Below are 25291 nucleotides of genomic sequence, written 5' to 3'. Positions count from 1 at the left end.
CCTCAGATCACTCCATTCGCCTTGAGTTCGGTGAACCGGTCCTCCGCCAGGCCCAGCTCGTTCAGGTAGATCTCCTCGTTGTGCTCGCCCAGCAGCGGCGAGCGGTGGACCTCGACGGCGGAGTCGGACAGCTTGATGGGGCAGCCGACCGTCTTGTACTCGCCGCGCTTGGGGTGGTCGACCGACAGCACCATCTCGTTGTCGGCCAGCGAGGAGTCCTCGATGATCTCCTTCGTGGAGAGCACGGGCCCGCACGGGATGTTGTGCTCGTTGAGCCTCGCGAGCACCTCCCACTTGCCGTGGTTGATGCTCCACTCCTCGATCAGCTGGAACATCTTGTCGAGCTTGTCCAGCCGGGCCTCGGGCGTCGACCACTCCGGGTCGTCGGCGAGTTCGGGCCTGCCGATGAGCTTCGTGATGGGCTCCCAGCCGACCGGCTGGACGATCACGTAGATGTAGTCGTTGGGCCCGCCGGGCGCGCACTTGACCGCCCAGCCCGGCTGCCCGCCGCCCGAGGCGTTGCCCGAGCGCGGCACCGTGTCGCCGAATTCGTCGTTGGGGTACTCGGCGAGCGGGCCGTGGGCGAGCCGCTGCTGGTCGCGCAGCTTGACGCGGCAGAGGTTCAGCACGGCGTGCTGCATGGCGACAGTGACGCGCTGGCCCTTGCCGGTGTGCTCGCGCTGGTAGAGGGCCGCGAGGATGCCGGCGACGGTGTGGATGCCGGTGCCCGAGTCGCCGATCTGAGCCCCGGTCGCCAGCGGCGGCCCGTCCTCGAACCCGGTGGTGCTCATCGAGCCGCCCATCGCCTGCGCAACCACCTCGTAGGCCTTGAAGTGGGTGTAGGGGCCGTCGCCGAAGCCCTTGATGGAGGCGTAGATGAGGCGCGGGTTGATCTCCCGTAGCCGGTCCCACGTGAAGCCCATGCGATCGACGGCGCCGGGGCCGAAGTTCTCGGCCAGCACGTCGAACTTCGGCAGCATCTCGGTGAAGATCCGCTTGCCCTCGTCGCTCTTCATGTTGAGCGTGATGCTGCGCTTGTTGCTGTTCAGCATCGTGAAGTACAGACTGTCCACATCGGGCAGATCGCGCAGCTGTTTGCGGGTGATGTCCCCGCTCGGCGCTTCCAGCTTCACGACGTCCGCTCCGAGCCAGGCCAGTATCTGCGTGCAGGACGGTCCGGACTGGACGTGCGTCATGTCAAGGACGCGGACACCCTCGAGTGCTTTTCCCATGGTGCAAGCCCCTTTGCCCTACTTGTACATGGTCTGGTTCATCGTTCCCGGCGCGTACACGTCCGGGTCGACCCACACGTTGATCAGTGACGGCTTGCCCGACTCGCGGGCGCGCTCCAGCGCGGGACGGATGTCGGCGGGGTCGCGGACCTCCTCGCCGTAGCCGCCGAGCATGCGGGCGAACTCGCCGTAGGGGACGTCGCCGAGGGTGTTGCCCACCCGGCCCCGGCCCTCGCCGTACTTCTGGATCTGGCCGTAGCGGATCTGGTTCATCGACGAGTTGTTGCCGATGATGCCGATGAACGGCAGGTTGAACCGCACGAGCGTCTCGAAGTCCCAGCCCGTGAGGCTGAACGCGCCGTCGCCGAACAGCGCGACCACCTCTGCGTCGGGCCGCGCGTACTTCGCCGCCATGACGAACGGGACGCCGACCCCGAGTGTCCCGAGTGGACCGGGATCCATCCAGTGGCCGGGCGATTTCGGCTGCACCACCTGGCCGGAGAACGTGACGATGTCGCCGCCGTCGCCGATGTAGATGGAGTTCGGCGTGAGGAACTCGTTGATCTCGTGCACGAGCCGGTACGGATCGATCGGGTTGGCGTCCGACAGCTGGCGCGGCAGGCGCTTCTCGTAGGCCTGCGTCTCGACGGCGCGCAGCTCCTCGAGCCACGCCTTGCGGCCGACCGCGCCGTTGTCGACGCGGCCGGAGGCGGCCTGCGTGACGGCGGAGAGCACGAGGCCGGCGTCGCCGACGATGCCGAGGTCGACGTCGCGGTTCTTGCCGACGGTGCGGTAGTCGAGGTCGATCTGCACGACGGTCGCTTCGGTGGAAAGGCGCTTGCCGTAGCCCATCCGGAAGTCGAAGGGCGTGCCGACGATGATGATGAGGTCGGCGTTCTGGAACGCGTAGCGGCGGGCCAGCTGCAGGTGGTGCGGGTCCTTGGGAGCCAGCGTGCCGCGGCCGGAGCCGTTCATGAAAGCGGGCACGTTGAGCGTGCGGACGAACTCGATCGCCGCGTCGGTGGCGCGGCACGTCCACACCTGGCTGCCCAGCAGGACGCACGGCTTCTCGGCCTTGACGATCAGGTCGGCCAGCCGCTCGATGTCGGCGGGGTCGCCCGCGCTGCGAGTGGACGCGCGGTAGGCGCCCGCCTTCGGAATGCGGGCCTTCTCCAGCGGCACGTTCGCGTCGAGGACGTCGCGTGGGATCTCGAGGAAGGACGGTCCGGGTGCGCCGTGGTAGCACTCGCGGAAGGCCATCGTGACGATGTCGGCGACGCGCTCGGTCGCGGGCACGGTGGCCGCGAACTTGGTGATGGGCGCCATCATGTCGACGTGGGGCAGGTCCTGCAGCGAGCCCATCTTGTGCTGGGTCAGGGCGCCCTGGCCCCCGATCAGCAGCATGGGGCTCTCGGCGCGCAGCGCGTTGGCGACACCGGTGACGGCGTCGGTGGTGCCGGGGCCCGCGGTGACCACCGCGCAGCCCGGTTTGCCCGTCACGCGGGCGTAGCCGTCGGCGGCGTGTGCGGCGACCTGCTCGTGCCGCACGTCGATCACGTCGATGCCCTCGTCGACGCAGCCGTCGTAGATGTCGATGATGTGGCCGCCGCAGAGCGTGAAGATCACGTCGACGCCCTCTGCCTTGAGCGCTTTCGCCACCAGGTGCCCGCCGGAGATCGTCTGCGGTTCGCCGTTGGTGTTCGCCAGCGCGCTCGGCCGGCTCGCGCTTTCCGGCTCTGTCTTGGACATCTGCCCCATGTGCGTCGTCACTCCTTCAGACCGTGCAGTCCTTGCTGACTACCGCATACTGCATACCATATGGAGTTATCGTGGCCCTCGATCAACGTGTTGTCCAGAGTCGGATTCGCGTTCGTCCGAATCCCTAGTCACGCCAGTCGAATCGGGGCCAGTCGTCGGTCAGCGCGCCCAGGCGTTCGGCGGCCTCGGCGGGCGGAAGACCGCGCGCGACGGCCATGCCGACGAGGAAGGCCGTGATGGGCGCGGCCTGCCTCGCGATGACCCGGCCCACGTCGCGGGTCATGGCGAGAACCAGTGCGTGATCGCATTGGTCTGCGTCCAGTCCGAGGTCGGCGCACAACGCTGTCGTCCATTCCCGCAGTTCGTCCATGAACCGCACCTCCCGGGTCGGACCCATTGACCGGAGCTTGCCATACCGTATACTGCATACAACCTGCTGGCAAGACGCCTTCCACCTCGGACGCGACCCGTCCTTCTGTCCCGAGCAGGCTCCACACCTTCCCTCGCTGGAGCCGACGCACAGATTCGGCCAAGAACGGAGTCAGACGTGAAAGTTGCTGTTCTCGGTGCCGGCGCCATCGGCGCGTATGTCGGCGCCGCCCTCGACCGGGCGGGAGCCGAAGTCCACCTGGTCGCCCGCGGCGCGCACCTGCGGGCGATGCGCGAGTCGGGAGTGCGCGTGCTGAGCCCGAGGGGAGATTTCTCGGCCACGCCGCACGCCACCGACGACCCGGCGGAGATCGGCCCCGTCGACCATGTCTTCCTCGGGCTCAAGGCCAACCAGTACGCGAGCGCGGGCCCGCTGCTGGAACCGTTGCTGGGCCCGAAAACCTCGCTGATCGCCGCACAGAACGGCATTCCGTGGTGGTACTTCCACGGCGTGCCGGGCCCCTTCGAGGGCAGGCGTATCGAGACCGTCGACCCCGGCGGCGCCGTCAGCGCCGTGATGCCGCCTGAGCGGGCCATCGGCTGCGTGGTCTACGCGGCCACCGAGATCGCCGAGCCCGGCGTGATCCGGCACCTGGAGGGCACGCGCCTGTCGATCGGCGAGCCGGACGGCACGATCTCCGCTCGCTGCACCGAGTTCGCCGACGCCATGGTGGAAGGCGGGCTCAAGTGCCCCGTGGAACCCGAACTGCGCAAGGACATCTGGGTCAAACTGATGGGCAACATCGCGTTCAACCCCATCAGCGCCCTCGCCAGGGCGACCATGGCCGCGATCTGCCGCCACGACAACACGCGCGCGCTCGTGGTCGAGATGATGCGCGAGACGCTCGACGTGGCCACGGCGCTGGGCGTCGAGACCGACGTGTCCATCGAGCGCAGGCTCGCCGGTGCCGAGCGCACCGGGGAGCACAAGACGTCCACGCTCCAGGACCTGGAGAAGGGCAAGCCGCTCGAGCTCGACGCCATCCTCGCCGCGGTGGTGGAGCTGGCCGAGCTCGCCGACGTCGCCGTGCCGACGCTGCGCGTGGTGAACGCGCTCGCCGATCTGCTCAACGCCAACGTCACCACGGCCACGCCCGCGCTGGCCGCAGCACAGGGAGGTGCCCGATGACACTCACCGCGGAACCGGGGGCCGGCGAGGTCGAGGCCGTCGCGCCCGAGGCGTTCGACGGCGGCAGGCCGCTGCCTTTCTGGGGAGGGCTGTTCCGGCCGGAGGGAGTGCCCGACCTCGACGCCGCCGACGCGGCGAGGGCCGTGCGGGCGAGCCTCAACGAGCACCGCACGTGGTCGTTCGCGCCGCTCACCGAGCGCAAGTTGCGCGTGCTCGCCTCGCTCGACGCGCTGACCGAGCACCGGGACCTGCTCGCCTCGCTGCCCGGCGTGGGTCCCGGCCTCGACGAGTGCCTCGAGGAGACGCGCCGCTGCGTCGAGCAGGTCGACGGACTCCTCGCGGGCAGGGAACCGCTGCGCGGCCCGGTCACCAACCTCGCCGACCGCGGCTGCCCGGCGCCCGTGCTGGTGTACGCGATGTTCGTGCAGGCGCTCGTGGGCAACGCCGTCGTCGTGAAAGCACCCGAGGAGGCCGGGCACGCACTCGCGCTGGTGACCGCGCTCGCCGCCAGGCACGGCGTGCCGTTCACGCTCGTGCACGGCGGCGGCCCGATGGTCGACGCGGCGCTGACCCGCCCCGACGTCGTCGGCTGCGTCTCCTACCCGGACGGCACGCGGCGCGGGCTCTCCCTCGTCGGAGCCGTGACCAGACGGGCGGCTGTCTGACCGCTCAGCACCTGCCAGCACCTGCTCAGCACCGTGGCAGTGAAGGCCACCATCACTGCGTTGAACGCAGTGATGGTGGCCTTCACTGCAGTTGGCCTGCCGGTCAGCGGTCGGCGACGGCCGCCTCGGCGGCCTCCAGCCACTCCCGCCACTGCGCGGCCTGCTCGTCGGCCTGCTTGGCGCGCCGCTCGTCGCCCGCCGCGCGGGCCTTCGCCGCCTGCGACTCGAACTGCTCCACGCGCTCGCGGAACTGGGCCGCGCGGGCCTGTGCCTCGGGGTCGGTGCGCCGCCACTTCGACTCCTCCGCGGCACGCACGCTGTCCTGCACGGCCTTCAGCCGCCCGTCGAGCTCCCGGATGCGTTCCCTCGGCACCTTGCCGATCTCGTCCCAGCGCTCCTGGATCTTGCGCAGCTGCGACTTCGCGGCCTCGAGGTTCGCCGCCGCGTCGATCTTCTCGGCCTCGGCGAGCAACTCCTCCTTGCGCGCGGCGTTCTCGGCGAATTCGGCGTCGCGCTCGGAGAAAGCCGCCGAGCGGCGCGCGAAGAACGCGTCCTGCGCGGCGCGGAACCGCTGCCACAGCGCCTCGTCGGTGTCCTTCGGAGCCCGGCCCGCGGCCTTCCACTCCACCATCAGTTCCTTGTAACGGCCCGCGGTCGGCCCCCAGTCGGTGGAGTCGGCCATCGACTCGGCCTCGGCGATCAGCTCCTCCTTGCGCCGCTTCGCGGCCGCGCGCTGCTTGTCGAGCTCCGCGAAGTGCGAGCCCCGGCGGCGGTTGAACGCCTCGCGAGCCTTGGAGAACCGGCGCCACAGCTCGTCGTCGGTCTTGCGGTCGACGCCCTTGATCGTCTTCCACTCGTCCAGGATCGCCCGCAGCCGGTCGCCCGCGGCCTTCCACTGGGTCGACTCCGCGGCGATCTGCTCGGCCTCCTCGGCGAGCGCCTGCTTGCGGCTGACGGCGGCGGCCCTCGCCTGCTCCTTCTCCTGCCTCACCTCGGACAGCGCGCGCTCGGCGTGGCCGATGACGTGCTCGACGCGGGCCTTCAGCGCGTCGATGTCGCCCACCACGGCGGCGTCGGCGAGCCCGTCGCGCAGCTGTGAGGCGCTCGCCAGCGCCTGTTTGGGGTCCCCGGCGCCCGAGGTCAGGCGGGTCTCCAGCAGCTCGACCTCGGTCCGCAGGTCGTCGAAGCGGCGCGCGAAGTGCGTGAGGCCCTCCTCGGCCGGCCCCGCCTGCCACACGCCGACCTGGCGCTCGCCGTCGGAGGTCCGCACGAACACCGCACCCTCCTCGTCGATGCGGCCCCAGCGGTCCGGGTGCGGCTCGGCAGGCGGGACCGCGGGCGCGGCGTGTGCGCCGGCCGGGGTGTGCGGCACCTGGTGCGGCGCCGGAACATCGCTGCCGTTCGGGGTGTTCTGCTCGGCCATGGCCGGCTCCTTCTCGCCTGTCGGCCCGCCGGTGCGCGGGCGCCCCGCTGGCGGCGGGGCCGGGTGTTGCGTGTTCGGTTCCAGGCCCGCATTCAAACAGGTCAGCGCGGTTCTGGGTACCTCATGCCTCAAGACGTACCTCCATGGGCGCGCCGGGTAACCTCGGAACGCGTGATCACGCGTGCCGCCGTGGTGCCCCAGCCCCCGCTCCTGGTGCCCGAACTCGTGCCGGGTGCCGTCGAGCGGACCGCGTCCGTCCGCGACGCCTGCGTGGCGGCCGTCAAACGGCTTCCCCCTCGCTGGGTCGCTGTCGGCGCCACGGCACAAGCTTGCCCGATTCCGTCTTCGGCGTGCGGCACATTCCGGGGTTTCGGGGTCGACGTGCGCGTCGCGCTCGCGGGTGACGCCGACGGCGAGCCCGCCGACCTGCCGCTGCCCGCGCTGCTCGCCGGGTGGCTGCGGGAGCAGGCCGGGGCCGAGTCCGTTGAGGTCGAGCTGCTCACCCCTTCGGCGGGTCCTGAGGAGTGCGCGGCCGTGGGCGGGCGGCTGGCCGCGCTCGACGGCGACGTGGGACTGCTGGTGCTCGGCGACGGCTCCAACCGGCACGGCGCCGCGGCGCCCGGCGGGGACGACGCGCGCGCGCCCGGTTTCGACGCGGAGGTCGGAGCCGCGCTGGCCGCGGCCGACGCCGGGGCGTTGCTGGACATCGCACCCGGGCTCGCCGCCGAGTTGGGTGTGCAGGGCCGGGTGCCGTGGCAGGTGCTGGCCGGGCTCGCCCGCGCGGGCTCCTGGCGCGGCGAGCTGCTGTACTCGGAGGCGCCGCTGGGCGTGGCCTACCACGTGGCCGTCTGGGAGCGGTCGTGATCCGGCCGATCGCGGTGGTCGGCCCCACCGCCACCGGCAAGACGGCGCTCGGTGTGGAGCTGGCGCTGGCGTTCGGCGGCGAGGTCGTCAACGCCGACGCCATGCAGCTGTACCGGGGCATGGACATCGGCACCGCGAAGGCGACCGAACAGGAGCGGCGCGGTGTCCCGCACCACCTGCTCGACGTGCTCGACGTGACCGAGACAGCGTCCGTTGCGGCCTACCAGCGCGACGCGCGTGCCCAGATCGAGCGACTGCTCGCGGCCGGCAAGGTCCCGGTGCTGGTTGGCGGCTCGGGCCTCTACGTCCAGGCGGTGCTCGACGATCTGCGTTTCCCCGGCACCGACCCGGACGTGCGGGCCGAACTCGAGGAACAGGCGCGTCGGCTGGGCACCCAGGCGCTCCACGAGCGGCTCACCGCCGCCGATCCGGAGGCCGCCGAGGCGATCCTGCCCACCAACACCCGCAGGATCGTGCGCGCGCTGGAGGTCATCGAGATCACCGGGCAGCCGTTCTCGGCGAACCTGCCGAAACCCGGCGAACCGCGCTACGGCACGGTCCTGGTCGGCGTCGACCGCGACGTCGCCGAGCTCGACGCCCGTGTGGACCTGCGGGTGGAGCACATGTTCGCGGCCGGGCTCGTCGACGAGGTGCGCGAACTGGAGAAGCGGGGCCTGCGCGACGGCAAGACCGCCTCCCGCGCGCTCGGCTACCAGCAGGTGCTGGCCGCGCTCGACGAGGGCACCGACGACTTCACCGGGGCCGCGGCGGCGACGGCGACGGCGACGCGGCGGTTCGTGCGCAGGCAGCGGTCGTGGTTCCGGCGGGACAAGCGGATCCACTGGTTCGACGGCGCCGTGGAGGGCCTGACCGATCATGTCGCGTCCTGGCTCGCCCCGTAATCTGATGGCATGGGTGGCATCGAGTTCCTGAAGGGGCACGGCACGCAGAACGACTTCGTGCTGTTGCCCGACGCGTCGGCCCGGCTGGAGCTGACGCCGGCGCGGGTCGCCGCGCTGTGCGACCGGCAGCGCGGGCTCGGCGCCGACGGCGTGCTGCGCGTCGTCCGCTCGGCCGCCCTCGGCGCCGACTCGGCCGCCGAATGGTTCATGGACTACCGCAACGCCGACGGCTCGATCGCGGAGATGTGCGGCAACGGCGTTCGCGTGTTCGCCCGCTACCTCGTGGACGCGGGACTCGCCACGGGACCCGACTTCGTGGTCGGCACCCGGGCTGGCGACCGCCCGGTGCGCGTGCACCCGGACCGCTCGGTGACCGTCCACATGGGACCGGCGCGGATCACGGGCACGTCGGTGGCGGTGGTCGGCGACCGGGAGCTGTCCGGGGTCGCCGTGGACGTCGGCAACCCGCACCTGGTCTCCGCCCTCGACGACGACGTCGCCTCACTCGACCTGCGCGACGCGCCCCGTTACGACCGGGACTTCTTTCCCGACGGCGTCAACCTGGAGTTCGTCAACGTGCTCGACACCGAGGCGCTGAGGATGCGGGTCTACGAGCGCGGGGTGGGCGAGACCCGCGCGTGTGGCACCGGCACGGTCGCCGCGGTGGCCGCCACGCTGCACCTCGCGGGAACCGACACGGGGAAGTCCACTGTGGACATCCCGGGTGGCAGGGTCACGGTGACGGTCGAGCGCGGTGCGTCCACGCTCACCGGCCCCGCCGTGTTCGTCGCCCGCGGCGAGCTCGACGACACGTGGTGGAACAGCGTCGCCTAGGCGGCGGCGGGCGTCTGCGGGACGTCGCGCAGCCTGCGCAACGGTGAGCACACCACGAACAGCGCGGCCGCGGCCAGCAGGCTCGCGGTGGCCCACACCGTCGCGGGCACCCCGATCAGCTCGCCCAGCACGCCCCCGAGCAGCCCGCCGAGCGGCATCGTGCCCCACACGACGAACCGCACGCTCGCGTTCATGCGCCCGAGCAGGCGGTCGGGGCAGATCGCCTGCCGGTAGCTGACCTGCGCGACGTTGTAGACGACGATCCCGGCCCCGGTGACCGCGAGCCCGATCGCGGCGAGCGAGGCCCGCCAGCCCGGCGCGGCGAGCGGCACGAGCAGCTCGGCGGGCCAGGTGACGAGCGGGACGAGCCACACGGCGCGCGCCTGCCCGAGCACCCGCATCAGTCGGCTCGCCGCGAGCGCGCCGAGCACTCCGCCGACACCGGCGCCCGCCAGCACGAACCCGACGCCGGCGGGGGAGAGCCCGACGTGACGGGTCAGGAAGAGAACCTGAACGGCGGTGAGTCCGCCGCCCGCGAAGTTGCCCACGGCCGTGCACGTGGTGATGGCCCGCAGGTTGGGGTTGCGGAACACGAACCGCAGCCCTTCGCCGATGTCGGCGAGCAGCGTGCGCTCGGCGCGCGGCTCCGGTTCCGGCTCGACGGCGCGGATGCGGCGCAGGCACGACGCCGAGGCGAGGTAGCTCAGCCCGACGGCGGTCACGGCGTTGGCGGCGCCGAGCACCTGCGCGAGCACCCCGGCGAGCCCCGGGCCGGTGACGTGCGCGACGGACTGGCTGACCTGCAGTTTCGCGTTGCCCTCGACGAGCTTCACTCGGCCGACGAGGAACGGAAGGTACGACTGGTAGGCGACGTCGAAGAACAGCGTGCACACGCTCACGAGCAGGGCGACGACGATCAGGTGGGTCAGCGTGAGCACGTCGGCCCACCAGGCCAGGGGCACGCTGAGCAGCAGCGTGGCGCGGGCCAGGTCGGCCCGCAGCATCAACGGCTTCCGGCGCATGCGGTCCACCCACACGCCCGCGGGCAGTCCGAGGAGCAGGAACGCGGCGTGCTCGGCGGCCGTGAGCAGGCCCATCTCCAGTGGCGAGGCATTGAGCACGGTCGCGGCGAGCACCGGCAGCACGGTGTGCCCGACGAACGTGCCGAACTGGCTGGCCGTGTCGCCCGCCCAAAGGCGCCGGAAGTCCTGGTGGAACCACAGGGAGTCGGAACTCACCCGAACGAGTGTGGGCAAGTGATTGGTAAGTGTCAATCACTTGAGCCTCGTACGCTGACCACGTGGGAACGCGGCGACGCAGGGCGACCGAGGCCGAGGCGAACGCGCTGGCCTCGGGAATACGGCTGCGCATCATCCGGTTGACCTATTCCGAGGCGCTGACCAACAAGGAGCTGGCCCAGCGGCTCGGCCGCGATCCGGCCACGACGTTGCACCACGTGCGCAAGCTGGTACAGACGGGCTTTCTCGAACCGCAACCGCGCCGCAGGGGCAACCGGGGCGCGCAGGAGATCCCCTACCGGTCCACCGGTCTCTCGTGGGCGCTCGACTCCGCGGGCGGCGACACCAGGCTCCGCGAGGCGATGCTGGAGGCATACCTGGCCGAAGTCGCCGAGCTCGGGCCAGGCGAGTTGCAGCAGTGGCGTTTCGTCGCACAGGTGCCCGCGGACCAGCGCCAGGAGTTCGAGAACCGGCTTCAGGAGCTGCTCGAGGACTTCAAGAGCAGGCCCGTCGACCCGGACGCCGAGCGGATGGCGGTCTACATCGGGATGTACCCGAGTCGCTAAACGGTTCGGCGAATCGCCCGAATCGTGGCAGCATGGATCGCAGACGAGGTCGATCGGTGAGTCGGCCCGACAGCACAACTGGAGGCATGTGAGCAAGCCGAGTCCCCGCGACTTCCCGCGGGCGGAAGGACAATACGAGCCGGAGGAGCTCTTCGACGAGTTCGGCCAGTACGCCGACGACACGGAGCTCTCCCAGGGGGAACTGGAGCTCGAGGACCGCGCGTCACTGCGCAGGGTCGCGGGTCTCTCCACCGAACTCACCGACATCACCGAGGTCGAGTACCGGCAGCTGCGCCTCGAACGGGTCGTGCTCGTCGGCGTGTGGACCGAGGGGACGGCCGCGCAGTCCGAGGCGTCGCTGGAGGAGCTGGCCCGCCTCGCCGAGACCGCGGGGTCGCAGATCCTCGAGGGTCTCGTGCAGCGCAGGAGCAGGCCGGACCCGGCGACCTACGTCGGATCCGGCAAGGTGCGCGAGCTCGCCGACATCGTGGCCGCGACCGGCGCGGACACCGTCATCTGCGACGGTGAGCTCTCGCCCGGCCAGCTGCGTCAGCTGGAGGCGAAGCTCAAGGTCAAGGTCATCGACCGCACGGCGCTGATCCTCGACATCTTCGCCCAGCACGCGCGTTCCCGTGAGGGCAAGGCCCAGGTCGAGCTGGCCCAGCTGCAGTACCTCATCCCGCGCCTGCGGGGGTGGGGTGAATCCCTGTCCCGGCAGGCCGGTGGCCGGGCCGGCGGTGCGAACGGCGGTGTCGGCCTGCGCGGCCCCGGTGAGACCAAGCTGGAGACCGACCGCAGGCGCATCAGCAAGCGGGTTGCCAAGCTGCGCCGCGAGATCGCCGCGATGGACACGATCCGAGCCACGAAGCGCGGCAGGCGGGTGGCCAACGAGGTGCCGAGCGTTGCCATCGTCGGCTACACCAACGCGGGCAAGTCGAGCCTGCTCAACGCCATCACCGGCGCGGGCGTGCTGGTGGAGGACGCGCTGTTCGCCACCCTCGACCCGACCACGCGCCGTTCGGAGACCCCGGACGGCAGGGCGTACACGCTGACCGACACCGTCGGGTTCGTGCGGCACCTGCCGCACCAGCTGGTCGACGCGTTCCGCTCGACCCTCGACGAGGCGGCCGACGCCGACCTCCTGCTGCACATCGTGGACGGGTCCGCGCCCGCTCCCGAGGAGCAGGTGAACGCGGTGCACCAGGTGCTCCACGAGATCGCCGAGCGGCGCTCCGACGCCTTGCCGCCGGAGTTGATCGTGATCAACAAGGCCGACGCGGCGGACGAGGTGAGCTTGGCGAGGCTGCGGAACCTGCTGCCCGACGCCGTCGTGGTGTCGGCGCGCAGCGGCCAGGGCGTCGCCAAGCTCGTGGAGGAGATCGCACAGCGCCTGCCGAGGCCGGAGGTCGCGGTGGACGTGCTGGTGCCGTACGCGCGCGGCGAGCTCGTCGCGCGGGCGCACGCCGACGGCGAGGTGCTCTCGGAGGAGCACACGCCGGAGGGCACGCGGCTGCAGGCGAGGGTCCGCCCCGACCTGGCCGCCGCGCTGCAGCGTTACGTCACCAACGGTTCCGCGATCTGACGGCTGTGAGTTTGCACGGCCGGCGGTGGGCAGCGGGCGCGTCCGTCCTCGCGCTGTTGCTCGCCGCCGCTGCCGTGCCGGCCTCGGCGCAGGCACCCGCGCCGGAGCAGGTCTGCTCGCTCGGCGACGACCGGCTCGCGGAGGTGTCGGGCCTGGCAGCCGACGAGGGCAGCTGGTACGCGGTCAACGATGGCGGCACGAGCATCGAGGTCTTCGTGCTCGGCAAGGACTGTTCCGTCCAGGACGTGCTCACCGACCCGACCGACCCTTACGACGTCGAGGACCTGGCGCTGGCCCCGGACGGCACACTGTGGCTCGGCGACACCGGCGACAACCGCAAGCAGCGGGACACGGTGGCGCTGCACGCCCTTTCGCCCGGCGGCCCCGCCACGCTGTACCGGCTGACCTACCCGGACGGCGCCCGCGACGCCGAGGCGCTGCTGCTCGACCGGTCGGGCACGCCGTACATCATCACGAAGAACGTGCTGGGCGGTTCGGAGGTGTACCGGCCGTCGGCGCCGCTCGCCAGTCCTGGGCCGACCCCATTGGAGAAGGTCGGCTCGCTGAGCCTGTCCGCCACGGACACGCCGGGTGGCCCGGTGGGCACGGCCGGTTCGCTGCTTGTCACCGGCGCTGCCACGAACGCCGATGGCAGCGTGTTCGCCGTGCGGACCTACACCGATGCCTACCTGTACCCGGCGCCGGACGGCGATGTCGTGGCCGCGTTGCAGCGTTCGCCGGTGCGGGTGCCGCTGCCGGACGAGGCACAGGGCGAGGCGATCGCGTTCGAACCGGACGGCTCACTGCTGTCGGTCAGCGAAGGCGTGGGCAGCCCGGTGCGCATCGTGCGTGGCGCGGCCGGGCTCGTCGACGTCGAGACCACGCCGAGTGAGCCGGCGCAATCCGACAGCGCTGCCGGAGGCAGCCCCGCTCCGGCCGCCGAGCAGGACAGCTCCGGCGTGCCGGTGCTGCCGGGAATCGCCATCGCAGTGGGCGTCGCGGCGATGCTCGTGTTCGGTTTCAGCAAGCTCCGCCGCCGCTAGCCCCTACAGCCGCCGCAGGACGGCGACGACCTTGCCCAGGATGGTGGCGTCGTCACCGGGGATCGGCTCGTATGCCTCGTTGTGCGGCATCAGCCAGACGTGCCCGTCCTTGCGCTTGAACGTCTTGACCGTCGCCTCGCCCTCGATCATCGCGGCCACGATGTCGCCGTTCTCGGCGTTGGGCTGCTGGCGCACCACGACCCAGTCGCCGTCGGTGATGGCTGCGTCGATCATCGAGTCACCCGTGACGCTCAACAGGAACACGTCGCCCTCGCCGACGATGTCCTTCGGCAGCGGGAAGACGTCCTCGATGGCCTCCTCGGCCAGCACGGGGCCACCGGCGGCGATGCGGCCCACGAGCGGCACGAACGCGGGCTTCGGCAGCTGCTCCGCGAGCGCGGCGGCCCGGTCGGACTCCGCGGACAGGACGCCGACCGCGCGCGGGCGGTTCGCGTCGCGGCGCAGGTGGCCCTTGCGCTGCAACGCGCGCAGCTGGTGGGAAACCGACGACGTGGACGTGAGCCCGACGGCCTCGCCGATCTCCCGGACGCTCGGCGGGTAGCCGAACCGGTCGACCCAGTCCCGGATCACCTCGAGCACCTTCTGCTGACGCGGGGTCAGGCTGTCGTCCGGGTCCTCGATCTCCGGAAGGGCGTGCACCTTGCCGCCGTCGTCCTTGGTCTTGCGTGCCACCGCGTTGCCTCCCAGTCGAGGGCCGGCCGTAGCCGTGCCCGGGGTCGCCTGTCCTGCCGCGTGCGGGCGCCCGTTGGCCTGCCCGCTGTCCACACTCGACGCTAGCCCGCGTGGACGGCGATTTCAAACATTTGTTCGATCGACACGCCGTGCCGCTCTCGATTTTGTCGGACCCTGGTGGTACACCTTCGCACGGGCGTTCGATAGAACGCATGTTCGAGGAGGTTGCGATGTCGGTTGTCGTGGAGCGGGAAGTCCGCGAGATCGGTCGGGTCCAGCACCCGGGCAGGGTGGTGCGCAGGCCGCGAACGGGGGAGACGCGGCGCCCGCCGACCAGGGCGCGGGTCGTCGCCGGGCGGAGGTCCGCGAGGGTGGCCACCTGTGCGCCGAGGTCCGCGGCGCTGCGCTGGCCGCTGCTGCTCGCACTCGGCGCCGCGGTGTGCCTTGGGCTCGTCGGGCTGGGGCTCTTCGCGAGCAGTGTCGCCGGCGGCGGGGAGGCCACCGTCCCGTCCGGCACCGCGGTGGTGTCGGTCGCGCCGGGTGACACGTTGTGGGACCTCGCCGAGCGCTCCGCCCCCGGCAGTGACCCGGCCGCCGTCGTCGAGCGCATCCAGGAGCTGAACGGGCTCACGGGCGCCCGGGTCGACGCCGGGACGCCGCTCGTCGTGCCCGCCGGAGCCTGACGCCGGCACCGCTCCCTCTACCCCGAGTGCGGTCCTTATGTCGGCCGTCACTCCGTCGGGCGTGCCGTGTCAGCTTGCGCCAGGGGGCCTGCTGCTCCTAAGGTCAACCCCAACATGTAGTAGTTACATGGCTGTAGTTGGTCCACAAGTTGGGGTAGAATCGACAGAGTTATCCACAGCTTGTCGGTGTTCACCCACCGGGTGTCCACAAAACGATCACCAGGGCGATGCGGCCAGGTGGTCGGACACCACGGTCGGACCCGGTGCGATGTGAGGAGGTGATCGGCGCATGCGTTGCCCGTTCTGCAGGCACGCCGATTCCCGTGTCGTCGACTCTCGGGAGGTGGATGAAGGACAGGCGATCCGCCGCCGCCGCTCGTGCTCGGAGTGCGGTCGCCGGTTCACCACCTCGGAGACGATGGTCCTCGCCGTCGTGAAGCGTTCCGGGGTCACCGAACAGTTCAGCCGCGACAAGGTGGTTCTGGGAGTGCGCCGCGCGTGCCAGGGCCGTCCCGTCGACGACGACGCGCTGCAGCAGCTCGCTCAGCGGGTCGAGGAGTCGATCAGGGCGGCTGGTGTCGCGGAGATACCGAGCCACGAGGTGGGGCTGGCCATCCTGGGCCCGCTTCGCGAGCTGGACGCTGTGGCTTATCTGCGGTTCGCGAGTGTTTACCGCTCGTTCTCCTCGATCGAGGACTTCGAGAAGGAGATCTCGGATCTTCGGCAGGCGATTGCGGGTGCGGCCGATCCGGCCGCCGGCAGCGGGAAGAGTGCGGACGACGCGTGACGTCGCCGCCAATGCGAACGCGGGAGTGGGAGTCATGACAGAAACCGTGGGGGTCGGCGCCGAGGCCTCCGGCAGGTCGGGGAAGAAGCGGCAGAGCGGTGCGGCCGCGCGCAAGGGCCTGAAGGTCCAGCGCGTCTACACCACCGAGGGCGTGCACCCCTACGACGAGGTCAAGTGGGAGAGCCGTGACGTCGTCATGACCAACTGGCGTGACGGCACGATCAACTTCGAGCAGCGCGGGGTCGAGTTCCCCGAGTTCTGGTCTCTCAACGCGACCAACATCGTCACCAGCAAGTACTTCCGGGGCGCCGTGGGCAGCCCGCAGCGCGAGAGCAGCCTCAAGCAGCTCATCGACCGCGTGGTGAAGAAGTACGTCGAGTCGGGCACCGAGCACGGCTACTTCGCCTCGCCCGCCGACGCGGAGATCTTCGAGCACGAGCTCACCTGGATGCTGCTGCACCAGGTGTTCAGCTTCAACTCCCCGGTGTGGTTCAACGTCGGCACCACGTCCAAGCAGCAGGTGTCCGCCTGCTTCATCCTCTCCGTCGACGACACGATGGAGTCGATCCTCGACTGGTACAAGGAAGAGGGCCGCATCTTCAAGGGCGGCTCCGGCGCGGGCCTCAACCTCTCCCGCATCCGCTCCTCCAAGGAGCTGCTCTCCTCGGGCGGCACGGCCTCCGGCCCGGTGTCGTTCATGCGCGGCGCCGACGCCTCCGCCGGCACCATCAAGTCCGGCGGCGCCACCCGCCGCGCGGCGAAGATGGTCGTGCTCGACGTCGACCACCCCGACGTCGAGGAGTTCATCGAGACCAAGGCCAAGGAAGAGCACAAGATCCGCGTGCTGCGCGACGCCGGGTTCGACATGGACCTCGGTGGCGCGGACATCGCGTCGGTGCAGTACCAGAACGCCAACAACTCGGTTCGTGTCTCCGACGAGTTCATGCAGGCCGTGGAGAACAAGAGCGACTTCGGCCTGCGCGCGCGGCTGACCGGTGAGGTCATCGAGCGGGTCGACGCGAAGAAGCTCTTCCGCAAGATGGCGCAGGCGGCGTGGGAGTGCGCCGACCCCGGCATCCAGTACGACGACACGATCAACGACTGGCACACCTGCCCCGAGTCGGGCCGCATCACCGCGTCCAACCCGTGCTCGGAGTACATGCACCTCGACAACTCCAGCTGCAACCTCGCGTCGCTGAACCTGCTGAAGTTCCTCTCCGACGACGGCACGTTCAACGCGGAGCTGTTCGCCAGGGCCGTCGAGCTCGTCATCACGGCGATGGACATCTCGATCTGCTTCGCCGACTTCCCGACCGAGCCGATCGCGGAGACCACGCGGAAGTTCCGCCAGCTGGGCATCGGCTACGCCAACCTCGGCGCGCTGCTCATGGCCACCGGCCACGCCTACGACTCCGACGGCGGGCGCGCGCTCGCGGCCTCGATCACGTCGCTGATGACGGCCGTGTCCTACCGTCGCTCGGCCGAGATGGCCGGTGTCGTGGGCCCGTACGAGGGCTACGCCCGCAACGCGGAGGCCCACCAGCGGGTGATGCGCAAGCACGCGGCGGCCAACGAGCTGATCCGCACCTTCCACACCAACGACGTGAACGTGCGCGCTCTCGCGACCGAGGAGTGGCAGCGCGGCATCGAGATCGGTGGGACGTCGGGCTGGCGCAACGCGCAGGCCAGCGTCCTGGCGCCGACCGGCACCATCGGCTTCATGATGGACTGCGACACCACGGGCATCGAGCCGGACTTCTCGCTGGTGAAGTTCAAGAAGCTCGTCGGTGGCGGCTCCATGCAGATCGTCAACAACGCGGTGCCGCGCGCGCTGCACTCGCTCGGCTACCAGGGCGAGCAGATCGAGGCGATCGTCGACTACATCTCGCAGCACGGCCATGTCGTGGACGCTCCGGGCCTGCGCCCCGAGCACTACGAGGTGTTCGACTGCGCCGTCGGTGAGCGCTCCATCGCGCCGATCGGCCACGTGCGGATGATGGCCGCGGTCCAGCCGTTCCTGTCGGGCGCCATCTCCAAGACGGTCAACATGCCGGAGTCGGCGACCGTCGAGGAGGTCGAGGACATCTACTTCCAGGGCTGGAAGCTCGGCCTCAAGGCGCTGGCCATCTACCGCGACAACTGCAAGGTGGGCCAGCCGCTCTCCACCGGCAAGAAGGAGAAGGCCGAGGCGGACCCGGAGAAGGTCGTCGAGTACCGCCCGGTGCGCAAGCGCCTGCCGAAGAAGCGCCCGAGCCAGACGGTGTCGTTCACCGTGGGCGGCGCCGAGGGCTACCTCACCGCGGGCTCGTACCCCGACGACGGCCTCGGCGAGATCTTCGTCAAGCTCGGCAAGCAGGGCTCCACGCTCGCCGGTGTCATGGACGCCTTCTCGATGTCGATCTCGGTGGGCCTGCAGTACGGCATCCCGCTGGAGTTCTACGTCTCGAAGTTCTCCAACCTGCGTTTCGAGCCGGCCGGCATGACCGACGACCCGGACGTGCGGATGGCCACCAGCGTGCTGGACTACCTGTTCCGCAGGCTGGCGCTGGACTACCTGCCCTACGAGAAGCGGGCGCAGCTCGGCATCTTCACCGCCGACGAGCGCTCCGCGCAGGTCGAGGCCGACTACGGCAACGGCAACGCCGAGCCGGAGAGCGTGGACCTCGAGGCGCTGCGCAGCAGCGTGGACGCCAGCGGATCGCGCCCGGTCGAGCAGAAGCCGCCGCAGGAGGACGACTCCGCGAGGTTTCAGGAGGCGCACACCACCACGGAGCTGATGGAGCTGCACCTCGGCAAGGCCGCCGACGCGCCGCTGTGCATGACGTGCGGCACGAAGATGCGCCCGGCGGGCTCGTGTTACGCCTGCGAGGGCTGCGGAGCCACCTCGGGCTGCAGCTGACGTACTGAGTCAGTGACGTGGGAGGCCGGAGATCGCTCGCCGATCTCCGGCCTTCCGCTGTTGCGGCGCCCAGCCATGGCGCGTGAAACTGCAGGCATGGCGACCCTCCCGATCCTGGTGACCGGCGGCACGGGCACGTTGGGCAGACATGTCGTGCGGCACTTGTTCGACCGGGGCGTGCCCGTTCGCGTCGCCAGCCGTCGCCCGGCGCCCGCCGGGCCGCAGCCACACGAGTGGGCCACTGTGGACTATCGCAGCGGCGCCGGGCTGACCGCCGCGGTCGAGGGCACGAGCGCGGTCGTCCACTGCGCCACCAACATGGTGCGCGGGGAGCAAGAGCTGGCCCGCACCGTGCTCGCCGCGGCGAAGGACGCGGACTGTCCGCACGTCGTCTACATCTCGATCGTCGGCGTCGACCGGCATCCGCTGCCGTACTACCGGGGCAAGCTCGCGGCCGAGCGCGTGGTCGCCGACTCCGGTGTCGGGTGGACCGTTCTGCGCGCCACGCAGTTCCACGACCTCGTGTACCGCATCCTGTCCGCGCTGGCCGGGCCGCCCGTGCTCGTGCTGCCGAAGGGCGTGCGCGTGCAGCCCGTCGACTCCGGCGAGGTGGCCGCGCGGCTCGCCGAGCTGGCCACCGGTTCGCCGTGTGGCCGGGTACCCGACCTCGGCGGGCCGGAGATCCGCGAGCTCGCCGACCTCGCCCGCGCCTACCTGGACACGTTCGGGCGTGGGCGCAGGATCGTGAACCTACCGCTCGCGGGCCGGTCCTACCGGGCCTACCGCGAGGGTCTGCACCTCACGCCCGAGCGCTCCGACGGCCGGGTCACGTTCGAGGAGTTCCTCGCTCAGCGGCGCTGATCGCCCGCCAGCCGCTCCCACAGGAACTCGAAGACCAGCGCCCACTTGAACGCCAGCTGCGCGTTGTCGGCCGCCGCGCCATGCCCGCCCTCGATGTTCTCGTAGTAACCGACGTCGTGACCCTGCTCCCGCATGCGGGCCACCATCTTGCGCGCGTGTGCGGGGTGCACCCGGTCGTCGCGCGTGGACGTCACGAACAGCGCCGGCGGATACTTTCGTCCGCTGTGGACGTTATGGTACGGCGAGTACCGGGAGAGGTAGGCCCAGTCGGCCGGATCGTCCGGGTCGCCGTACTCGGCCATCCACGACGCTCCGGCGAGCAGCTTGTGGTAGCGGCGCATGTCGAGCAGCGGAACCTGGCTGACGACTGCGCCGAACAGCCCGGGGTAGCGGGTGAGCATCACACCCGTCAGCAGGCCGCCGTTGCTGCCGCCCTGGATGCCGAGGCGTTCGGGCGTGGTGATGCCGCGCTCCACCAGATCCGCCGCCACGGCGGCGAAGTCCTCGTAGACGCGGTGGCGGTTGGCCTTGATCGCCTGGTTGTGCCAGTCCGGGCCGTACTCGCCTCCGCCGCGGATGTTCGCCAGCACGTAGGTGCCGCCCCTGGCGAGCCAGCCCCTGCCGGTCATACCGCTGTAGTACGGCGTCTGCGACACCTCGAACCCGCCGTAGCCGGTGAGCAGCGTCGGGCCGGGCCGGTTCTCGTGGGCCCCGACCACGAAGTACGGGATCCGCGTGCCGTCGGCCGAAGTCGCGAAGAACTGCTCGGCCACGAGCCCCGTGCTGTCGAAGAACGCGGGCGCCTGCCGCAGCGTCTCCAGCTGGCCGCCCACGACGCCGCGCACCAGCTTCGACGGCTCGGTGAACCCGGTGACGTCGAGGAAGAACTCGTCGCCCTCGTGGGGATCGGTGCCGACGAGGTCGACGCTGCCGACCTCGGGCACGCCCGCGAGCGGCTCGTCCCGCCAGCCGCCGTCGGCCGGGGTGAGCACGCGGAGCCTGGTCTTGACGTCGCTCAGCGTGCCCAGCACCAGGTGGTTGCGGGTCCAGGCGTAGTAGTCGAGTGAGGTGTGCGCGTCCGGTTCGAACAGCACGGTCATCGCGCGCTCACCGGCGAGGAACCCGTCGAGCCTCGCGGCGAGCAGCGCGCCCGCCGGATACTCGCCCCACGGCGTGCGCGTGCGCACCAGCAGCCACTCCCGGTGCACGGAGGCGTTCGCGTCCTCGGGGACGTCGATGCGCACCAGCCCGTCGGCCGTGCGCAGGTACAGCTCCGACCGGTAGAAGTCGACGTTGCGGCGCACGAAGTCGCGTTCCCAGCCCTCGGTGGCGTCGTGGTAGGCGCGCACCGACACGTCCTCGGGCTTGCCCTCGAACACCACGGGCGCCTCGGCGAGCGGGGTCCCGCGCCGCCATTCCCTGACCAGGCGCGGGTAGCCGGAGCTGGTGAGCGAGCCCTCGCCGAAGTCGGTGCCGACGTAGATGTGGTCCTCGTCGATCCAGCCGACCGAGCTCTTCGCCTCGGGGAGCTCGAAGCCGCCGTCCACGAACTCGAGCCGCTCCAGGTCGAACTCGCGCACCACGGTCGCGTCGGCGCCCCCGCGCGACAACTCCACGAGGCAGCGCCGCAGCCCCGGCCGCAACACGGCGGCGCCCTGCCACACCCAGTTCTCGCCCTCGGCCTCCGCGAGCGCGTCCACGTCGATGAGCACCTGCCAGTCCGGCGCGGCGGTGCGGTACTCCTCCAGCGTCGTCCGCCGCCACAGGCCCCTCGGGTGCGTGGCGTCGCGCCAGAAGTTGTAGAGGTGCTCTCCGCGCCTTCGCACGTAGGGGATGCGGTTGTCGGAGTCGAGCACCTCACGCAGCTCGTCCCGGACCCGGTCGAACCGCTCACCGCCCGTGAGCCGCGCGGCCGTCTCGGCGTTGCGGGCCCGTACCCAGCCGAGCGCCCGCTCGCCGGTGACGTCCTCCAGCCAGAGGTACGGGTCGTCGTCCACAGGGGGTGTCGCGTCGGTCATGGCCTCCAGTCTGCCAGCGCGCACGAGTTCCCGTTTCGTGATCCGGGACGCGGCGCCGCGCCGATAAGCTGACGTGCACTGTGGACAGAATCGACGATGTCCGGCCCGCCAGGAACAACCCCTTCGCGGTACTGGGCGTGCTCGTGGCGGTGCTGGGGGTCGTCGGCGTGATCGCGCTGGCAGGCAGGGCGGCCGCACCCGTCAAGGGTGTCGCGCTGCCGTCACCGAACGCCGTACCCGACCTGGTGTCGGCGCCGCCGGTCGAGTCGCCGCCGCGGACTCCGGCGGCCGAACCGGCCGCGGACCCTGGGGCCAACCCGCTGCTGGGCGAGGGCGTCGCGCTGGCGGGCGTCACGTGCGACCTGCCCGTGCTCGGCGGCTCGGCCGAGCGGCTCCGCGCGTTCTACTCGGCGGCCCTGAGCTGCCTCGACGCCGCCTGGCGACCGGTGCTGACCGAAACCGGGGCCCGGTTCACCGAGGCCGGGCTCGAGATCAGGTCGGACGCGTCCAGCCGGTGCGGTGCGATGCCCGGCGAGGACGAGGCGACCGCGTTCTACTGCGGCGCCGAAGGGATCATCTACATGCCGAGGGAGCGTCTCGTCGAGTACCTGGGGTTGTACCGGCCCGCGCACCTCGCGGTGCTCGCGCACGAGTACGGCCACCACGTGCAGAAGCTCAGCGGCACGCTGGACGCCACGGCCGAGCGGATGGCCGGGCTCGATCCCGGGTCACCGGGCGAGCTGGAACTGACGCGGCGCGCCGAGCTGCAGGCCAACTGCTTCGCCGGGCTGTTCCTCGCCGCCGTCGCGGGCCGAGGGGAGATCAGCTGGGAGGAAGCCCGCAGCGGGGTCGACGACTTCGCGAACAGCATCGACAGCGACACCCACGGCACGCTGGAGAACCAGGTCCGCTGGGCGGAGACCGGGTTCCTGGCCGACGGTCCCGCCGCCTGCAACACGTGGACGGCGCCCGCCGCGGACGTCGCCTGAGGTCGGCGCCCCAGAAGAGCGCTTTCACGCTGCCCACCCGGCCACTAACCTGTTGTGAGGCAGCTCACGGTTCTCGGCGGGAGGAGACGTTCATGCGCATTGCCGATCTGCTGCGGAGCAAGGGGGCGATGGTGGCCACCGTTGCTCCGGAGACGACCGTCAGAGAGCTGCTGGCCCGACTCGCCCAACACAACGTCGGTGCGCTGGTGGTCGTCGACGGCCACGACAGGGTCGCCGGCATCGTGTCCGAGCGCGACGTCGTTCGCCGCCTGCACGAACACGGCCCCGGCCTGCTCGAGCGGCCCGTCGCCGACATCATGACCACCGTCGTGGCCACGTGCACGCCCCAGGACTCGGTCGACCAGCTCAGCGGCGTCATGACCGAGCGCAGGATCCGCCACGTCCCCGTGCTCGTCGACGGCAGGCTCGGCGGCATCGTCAGCATCGGCGACGTGGTGAAGTCCCGGATGGACGAGCTGGAGCAGAACCAGGAACAGCTGGAGGCCTACATCTCAGGCGGTCCCTTCAACGCCACCGGCTGACTCCCAGCCGCGCAGGACCCGGTCGATGTCGGAGCGGATGCGGTCGCGCGTGTCCGCTCTCGGCATCCCGGACATCAGCAGGTCGTCGTAGGCGGTGTCCAGGTGCCGCACCGACGCGATCACGGCCAGGCGCACCGCCTCCTCACCGAGCGTGCGTCCCTCGGCCGAACGGCCCACGCGGCCGCTGCCCCTCGTCGCGGCGTGCTCGGCGATCGCCTGCGCCCGATGCAGCGGGCAACCGGGGTAGAGGCGCACGATCTCGGCGGCGAACCGCGCCTGGAACTCCACGTCCTGAGCGGCGCGCCGCTCGGCGTCACGGACCCGGCGGCGGGCGCGCAGGTCCTCGTCGGCGAGGCACTGCTCCTCGGCACGGTCGAGCGCGGCAGGCTCCACGAGGATGCCCTGCCGCTCGTACCGCTTGCGCCTGCGGTTGAACCGCACGACGAGCACACACAGCGTGCTCTCCTTCTTCGCGCGCCGGGACAACGCGGCGTCGCCCGCGGGCAGGAACGCGAGATGGTCGAAGTCCGCACAGGTCAGGCACAGCGGGCCGGTGTCCTCAACGAGCCGGAACTCGCCCGCGTCCGCACTCGTGCCGCAGCCCGCGCACGTCCACGCCTGCTCCGCGGGCGTCACCGTGAGGTCCGGTGCCTTGTTCTGCCGCGCCCGCAGCCGTTCGAGGCGTTTCGGCGAGAGTTCCGGCGACATCCAGTGCGTGCGGAAGAGTCGCTCGACCGCGTCGTCACCGTCGGCGGTGAAGCGCAGGTTCCGGTTGTCGCGGGTACGGGCGAGGTAGGCGGTGTCGCTGGCCGTCAGGCCACGGGCCGTGGCCCAGTCGCGCAGGTACGACACGGCGTCCACGAGCTTGCCCGCGTCGACCGGGAGGACGTGCTCGAGGCAGGGAACGCGACCGGAACGCCACTCCTCGGCGCGGGATGCGGGCAGCCAGCCCAGTGCGGAGAACAGCTCGACGGGCGCGGCGTAGTGCTGGCGGGCGAGGGCGGTCTCGGCGGCGTCGATCACCCGCTGGCGCAGCTTCGTCATGACGCCGGCAGCCTAGTGCCCTCCGTCGGAAGTCTGTTGCTTGAGTCGGTGGATCCAGGTTTCCGCTGGCAAGGGGCCGGTTCGTTCTCGTAGTGGGCCGTACTTGGGCGGACCGGCAACGCAGCCGGCGGGAAGCTGGGCCGCCGAATTATGTGGTGAGCTTCCGGCCGGGGGCACTAGCCCGCCTGCTGCTCCAGACTTGGAGCGAGCGCCGCGATGCCCGCGGTGAGCGCCGTCCGCGCCTCGGCGAAGCCGGTGCCGGCGGGCAGGTGCGCGAGCAGCGACACGATGTAGCGCTCGTCGGAGCCGACGATGCCGGTGGTGTTGAGCACGAGCCCGTCGCCGACCTCCATCCAGCCCTGCTTGACGGCCCACTCGGTGCCCGGCAGCGCACCGGGGATCCCGAAGTACTGGTCGAAGCCGTCCACCGCCACGCGAGTGGCGTCCGCCAGCGCGCCGAGAACGAAGTCGCTCGCCGGCCGCGGCAGCTCGTCGTCGAGGTACTCGTAGACGGTCACGATGTCGCGCGGGCTCATCCGCGTCAGCTCCCACTGACCTTCCTCGCGGGGCGGGCTGGTGTTCTCCAGCCCCATCAGCTCCGCGGCATCGCGGTCGATCTCGGTGCCGCCGTAGGCGCCCCACAGCGCGGACGCGACCCGGTCGGCGCTGCCCGCCAGCATCGCGTGCAGCTCCTGGCGCTCGGCCCCGCCGGGAACCCGCCAGTCCGCCTCGCGCAGCACCTCGGTGACGATCAGGAGCTTGACGACCGAGGCCGTGTAGAACTGCTCGTCGGCGTTGAGGCTCGTGAGCATCGAGTCGGTGAGCCGGTCGTAGACGGCGAGGCCCATCCGGGTGCCCGGCACCACCGAGGCCACGGCCCCGGAGACCGCCTGCGCCAGCTTCGCCCGCTCCCGCTCCGGTGCCGGGGCTTCCGTGGTGGGCGTCAGCGGTGGCCGCGTGAAGGCCTCCTCGGCGACGGGGGCACGGGTGGTGGACTGCGGCTCGGGCGATGCCACGGTGTCGGCCCGGGTCACCGCCGACACGGTGATCACGGTCGCGACGAGTCCCGCCGCCAGCGCGCTGAGGCCGATCGCCCGAGGCTTCACCAGA

Annotated in this window: 23 protein-coding genes; 14 read left to right on the top strand and 9 right to left on the bottom strand. The window is 71.0% G+C overall.

The annotated features are described in order from the left end of the window. Nucleotides 1-2 precede the first annotated feature (2 nt). The 3 genes from frc to FCN18_RS25220 all read right to left on the bottom strand — a co-directional run bounded on the left by frc (nucleotide 3) and on the right by FCN18_RS25220 (nucleotide 3360). Nucleotides 3-1232, bottom strand: coding sequence for a formyl-CoA transferase (gene frc / locus FCN18_RS25230; protein WP_112272585.1), 1230 nt, complete (start codon nucleotides 1230-1232; stop codon nucleotides 3-5). Between the two features lie 18 nt (nucleotides 1233-1250). Then, nucleotides 1251-2981 carry a thiamine pyrophosphate-binding protein gene (locus FCN18_RS25225; RefSeq protein ID WP_369973576.1) on the bottom strand — a complete coding sequence of 577 codons (1731 nt, stop codon included), beginning with the start codon at nucleotides 2979-2981 and terminating at the stop codon, nucleotides 1251-1253. A gap of 133 nt (nucleotides 2982-3114) precedes the next feature. Next, nucleotides 3115-3360 (bottom strand): DUF6457 domain-containing protein, encoded by a 246-nt coding sequence (locus FCN18_RS25220; protein ID WP_112273202.1) that lies wholly within the window; start codon nucleotides 3358-3360, stop codon nucleotides 3115-3117. A 177-nt stretch (nucleotides 3361-3537) separates the two neighbouring features. On the opposite strand from FCN18_RS25220, the gene FCN18_RS25215 reads away from it, so the two are divergent. Both FCN18_RS25215 and FCN18_RS25210 read left to right on the top strand, forming a co-directional pair. Beyond that, complete coding sequence (locus FCN18_RS25215; protein WP_113642285.1) at nucleotides 3538-4548, top strand: 2-dehydropantoate 2-reductase; 1011 nt, start codon at nucleotides 3538-3540, stop codon at nucleotides 4546-4548. Next, nucleotides 4545-5213, top strand: a complete 669-nt coding sequence (locus FCN18_RS25210; RefSeq protein ID WP_137096263.1) for an aldehyde dehydrogenase family protein — start codon at nucleotides 4545-4547, stop codon at nucleotides 5211-5213. The genes FCN18_RS25215 and FCN18_RS25210 overlap by 4 nt, the downstream gene beginning before the upstream one ends. Before the next feature lie 103 nt (nucleotides 5214-5316). Here FCN18_RS25210 and FCN18_RS25205 read toward each other — a convergent pair whose 3' ends face one another. Further along, nucleotides 5317-6636: a DUF349 domain-containing protein gene (locus FCN18_RS25205; RefSeq protein WP_137096262.1), complete on the bottom strand. Its 1320-nt coding sequence runs from the start codon at nucleotides 6634-6636 to the stop codon at nucleotides 5317-5319. 171 nt (nucleotides 6637-6807) lie between these two features. On the opposite strand from FCN18_RS25205, the gene FCN18_RS25200 reads away from it, so the two are divergent. Genes FCN18_RS25200 through dapF form a run of 3 tightly spaced genes read left to right on the top strand, consistent with a single transcriptional unit; the run spans nucleotide 6808 to nucleotide 9236 of the window. Continuing rightward, nucleotides 6808-7500, top strand: coding sequence for a class III extradiol dioxygenase subunit B-like domain-containing protein (locus FCN18_RS25200; RefSeq protein WP_137096261.1), 693 nt, complete (start codon nucleotides 6808-6810; stop codon nucleotides 7498-7500). Then, on the top strand, nucleotides 7497-8402 hold the full coding sequence (miaA, locus tag FCN18_RS25195) for a tRNA (adenosine(37)-N6)-dimethylallyltransferase MiaA (RefSeq protein ID WP_137096260.1): 906 nt from the start codon (nucleotides 7497-7499) through the stop codon (nucleotides 8400-8402). The genes FCN18_RS25200 and miaA overlap by 4 nt, the downstream gene beginning before the upstream one ends. Before the next feature lie 9 nt (nucleotides 8403-8411). Further along, nucleotides 8412-9236, top strand: a complete 825-nt coding sequence (dapF, locus tag FCN18_RS25190) for a diaminopimelate epimerase (RefSeq protein WP_137096259.1) — start codon at nucleotides 8412-8414, stop codon at nucleotides 9234-9236. Here the strand turns inward: dapF and FCN18_RS25185 are convergent. After that, nucleotides 9233-10474 (bottom strand): MFS transporter, encoded by a 1242-nt coding sequence (locus FCN18_RS25185; protein ID WP_137096258.1) that lies wholly within the window; start codon nucleotides 10472-10474, stop codon nucleotides 9233-9235. The two genes, dapF and FCN18_RS25185, sit on opposite strands and share 4 nt — an antisense overlap. A gap of 62 nt (nucleotides 10475-10536) precedes the next feature. On the opposite strand from FCN18_RS25185, the gene FCN18_RS25180 reads away from it, so the two are divergent. From FCN18_RS25180 to FCN18_RS25170, 3 genes are all read left to right on the top strand, one after another. Continuing rightward, on the top strand, nucleotides 10537-11040 hold the full coding sequence (locus FCN18_RS25180; RefSeq protein ID WP_112272569.1) for an ArsR/SmtB family transcription factor: 504 nt from the start codon (nucleotides 10537-10539) through the stop codon (nucleotides 11038-11040). 202 nt (nucleotides 11041-11242) lie between these two features. Then, nucleotides 11243-12622, top strand: a complete 1380-nt coding sequence (gene hflX, locus FCN18_RS25175; protein ID WP_228714120.1) for a GTPase HflX — start codon at nucleotides 11243-11245, stop codon at nucleotides 12620-12622. Nucleotides 12623-12633: 11 nt separating this feature from the next. Then, nucleotides 12634-13665 carry an SdiA-regulated/phytase-like domain-containing protein gene (locus FCN18_RS25170; protein WP_170200595.1) on the top strand — a complete coding sequence of 344 codons (1032 nt, stop codon included), beginning with the start codon at nucleotides 12634-12636 and terminating at the stop codon, nucleotides 13663-13665. Between the two features lie 3 nt (nucleotides 13666-13668). Here FCN18_RS25170 and lexA read toward each other — a convergent pair whose 3' ends face one another. Continuing rightward, complete coding sequence (lexA, locus tag FCN18_RS25165) at nucleotides 13669-14358, bottom strand: transcriptional repressor LexA (RefSeq protein ID WP_137096257.1); 690 nt, start codon at nucleotides 14356-14358, stop codon at nucleotides 13669-13671. A 212-nt stretch (nucleotides 14359-14570) separates the two neighbouring features. Between lexA and FCN18_RS25160 the strand changes: the two genes are divergently transcribed. The 4 genes from FCN18_RS25160 to FCN18_RS25145 all read left to right on the top strand — a co-directional run bounded on the left by FCN18_RS25160 (nucleotide 14571) and on the right by FCN18_RS25145 (nucleotide 19588). Beyond that, nucleotides 14571-15041 (top strand): LysM peptidoglycan-binding domain-containing protein, encoded by a 471-nt coding sequence (locus tag FCN18_RS25160; protein WP_228714117.1) that lies wholly within the window; start codon nucleotides 14571-14573, stop codon nucleotides 15039-15041. A gap of 289 nt (nucleotides 15042-15330) precedes the next feature. After that, entirely contained in the window at nucleotides 15331-15828 is a 498-nt protein-coding gene (gene nrdR, locus FCN18_RS25155) for a transcriptional regulator NrdR (protein WP_110340229.1), read from the top strand. 34 nt (nucleotides 15829-15862) lie between these two features. Continuing rightward, nucleotides 15863-18727, top strand: coding sequence for a vitamin B12-dependent ribonucleotide reductase (locus FCN18_RS25150; protein WP_112272563.1), 2865 nt, complete (start codon nucleotides 15863-15865; stop codon nucleotides 18725-18727). Nucleotides 18728-18823: 96 nt separating this feature from the next. Further along, nucleotides 18824-19588 (top strand): SDR family oxidoreductase, encoded by a 765-nt coding sequence (locus FCN18_RS25145; RefSeq protein WP_137096256.1) that lies wholly within the window; start codon nucleotides 18824-18826, stop codon nucleotides 19586-19588. On the opposite strand, the gene FCN18_RS25140 is transcribed toward FCN18_RS25145, so the two are convergent. Next, complete coding sequence (locus FCN18_RS25140; RefSeq protein WP_137096255.1) at nucleotides 19576-21606, bottom strand: prolyl oligopeptidase family serine peptidase; 2031 nt, start codon at nucleotides 21604-21606, stop codon at nucleotides 19576-19578. The genes FCN18_RS25145 and FCN18_RS25140 overlap by 13 nt on opposite strands. An 80-nt stretch (nucleotides 21607-21686) precedes the next feature. Here FCN18_RS25140 and FCN18_RS25135 point away from each other — a divergent pair, with 80 nt between their 5' ends. Together FCN18_RS25135 and FCN18_RS25130 are read left to right on the top strand one after the other, a co-directional pair. Then, nucleotides 21687-22595, top strand: coding sequence for a neutral zinc metallopeptidase (locus tag FCN18_RS25135; protein ID WP_158303178.1), 909 nt, complete (start codon nucleotides 21687-21689; stop codon nucleotides 22593-22595). 92 nt (nucleotides 22596-22687) lie between these two features. Then, nucleotides 22688-23137, top strand: a complete 450-nt coding sequence (locus FCN18_RS25130) for a CBS domain-containing protein (protein WP_112272555.1) — start codon at nucleotides 22688-22690, stop codon at nucleotides 23135-23137. Here FCN18_RS25130 and FCN18_RS25125 read toward each other — a convergent pair. Both FCN18_RS25125 and FCN18_RS25120 read right to left on the bottom strand, forming a co-directional pair. Next, entirely contained in the window at nucleotides 23108-24181 is a 1074-nt protein-coding gene (locus tag FCN18_RS25125; RefSeq protein ID WP_137096254.1) for a DUF2293 domain-containing protein, read from the bottom strand. The two genes, FCN18_RS25130 and FCN18_RS25125, sit on opposite strands and share 30 nt — an antisense overlap. Before the next feature lie 176 nt (nucleotides 24182-24357). Beyond that, nucleotides 24358-25287: a serine hydrolase gene (locus FCN18_RS25120; RefSeq protein WP_112272551.1), complete on the bottom strand. Its 930-nt coding sequence runs from the start codon at nucleotides 25285-25287 to the stop codon at nucleotides 24358-24360. Nucleotides 25288-25291: the final 4 nt, after the last annotated feature.

The organism is Prauserella endophytica (assembly GCF_005146945.1).
Taxonomy (GTDB): Bacteria; Actinomycetota; Actinomycetes; order Mycobacteriales; family Pseudonocardiaceae; genus Prauserella_A; species Prauserella_A endophytica.
This window is presented reverse-complemented; position numbering and strand designations above follow the sequence as displayed.

Bases quoted from the DNA above. Each gene is read 5' to 3' on its own strand.
- nrdR (WP_110340229.1), top strand. From the start codon at position 15,331: ATGCGTTGCCCGTTCTGCAGGCACGCCGATTCCCGTGTCGTCGACTCT.
- FCN18_RS25140 (WP_137096255.1), bottom strand. From the start codon at position 21,606: ATGACCGACGCGACACCCCCTGTGGACGACGACCCGTACCTCTGGCTG.
- FCN18_RS25150 (WP_112272563.1), top strand. From the start codon at position 15,863: ATGACAGAAACCGTGGGGGTCGGCGCCGAGGCCTCCGGCAGGTCGGGG.
- FCN18_RS25205 (WP_137096262.1), bottom strand. From the start codon at position 6,636: ATGGCCGAGCAGAACACCCCGAACGGCAGCGATGTTCCGGCGCCGCAC.
- frc (WP_112272585.1), bottom strand. From the start codon at position 1,232: ATGGGAAAAGCACTCGAGGGTGTCCGCGTCCTTGACATGACGCACGTC.
- FCN18_RS25145 (WP_137096256.1), top strand. From the start codon at position 18,824: ATGGCGACCCTCCCGATCCTGGTGACCGGCGGCACGGGCACGTTGGGC.
- FCN18_RS25225 (WP_369973576.1), bottom strand. From the start codon at position 2,981: ATGTCCAAGACAGAGCCGGAAAGCGCGAGCCGGCCGAGCGCGCTGGCG.
- FCN18_RS25210 (WP_137096263.1), top strand. From the start codon at position 4,545: ATGACACTCACCGCGGAACCGGGGGCCGGCGAGGTCGAGGCCGTCGCG.
- FCN18_RS25125 (WP_137096254.1), bottom strand. From the start codon at position 24,181: ATGACGAAGCTGCGCCAGCGGGTGATCGACGCCGCCGAGACCGCCCTC.
- FCN18_RS25220 (WP_112273202.1), bottom strand. From the start codon at position 3,360: ATGGACGAACTGCGGGAATGGACGACAGCGTTGTGCGCCGACCTCGGA.
- FCN18_RS25160 (WP_228714117.1), top strand. From the start codon at position 14,571: ATGTTCGAGGAGGTTGCGATGTCGGTTGTCGTGGAGCGGGAAGTCCGC.
- dapF (WP_137096259.1), top strand. From the start codon at position 8,412: ATGGGTGGCATCGAGTTCCTGAAGGGGCACGGCACGCAGAACGACTTC.
- FCN18_RS25130 (WP_112272555.1), top strand. From the start codon at position 22,688: ATGCGCATTGCCGATCTGCTGCGGAGCAAGGGGGCGATGGTGGCCACC.